Below are 806 nucleotides of genomic sequence, written 5' to 3'. Positions count from 1 at the left end.
TTTGGAATGCCGGCTGAAAATGCTGCTTTGCAAAGTAAAGTGCATCCTAAAACGTGGACTTATGAAAATATCGCCGTCATGCGTGGGCAATTAAAGCAATTAGGGCTTTCACTCGATTGGACACGGGAATTTGCAACGTGTGATGTGGACTATTACCACCGCCAACAAATGCTGTTTCTTGATTTTTATCAAAAGGGGTTGGTGGCGCGTAAAGTGGCGAAGGTCAATTGGGATCCCGTTGATCATACCGTTTTGGCCAATGAACAGGTTGTGGATGGACGGGGTTGGCGTTCGGGTGCGTTGGTTGAACAGCGGGAATTAACCCAGTGGTTTTTCAAAATTAGCGCTTTTAGTGAAGATTTACTCGCAGGACTTGAAGAACTGGATCAATGGCCAGAAAAAGTGCGCACGATGCAAAAAAATTGGATCGGAAAATCCCAAGGTTTGTTGATTCGTTGGGCTTTAAAGGCAACAGCTGATGATGCAAGGGATGCTCATGATGTTTGTCAGTCCTTTAATGAGGTTGTTTGTTATTCAACGCGTCCTGATACCCTGTTTGGTGCTTCTTTTTTAGCTCTGTCTGTTGATCATCCCATTGCGCAAGCTCTTGCAAAAAAGGATAAGGAGCTAGAGGCTTTTGTTGAGAGTTGTCGGAGTGGTGGAACGACAACAGCAGCACTTGAAACAGCGGAAAAACTAGGGGTTCGCACATCGCTTGTGGCGGTGCATCCTTTTGATGAAACAGTGCATATCCCCGTTTATATCGCTAATTTTGTGCTGATGGACTATGGTACCGGGGCTATTTT

General features: G+C 45.3%; 1 protein-coding gene. It reads left to right on the top strand.

Annotated elements, in window-relative coordinates:
* Positions 1–806: class I tRNA ligase family protein (locus ACFIO5_RS11245; RefSeq protein ID WP_375705453.1), on the top strand; the 806-nt coding region annotated here is incomplete at both ends.

The sequence above is a fragment of the Bartonella sp. AA86SXKL genome (genome assembly GCF_042196885.1).
The sequence above is the reverse complement of the archived record's forward strand: the minus strand, read 5'-3'. Positions and strand labels throughout refer to the sequence as shown.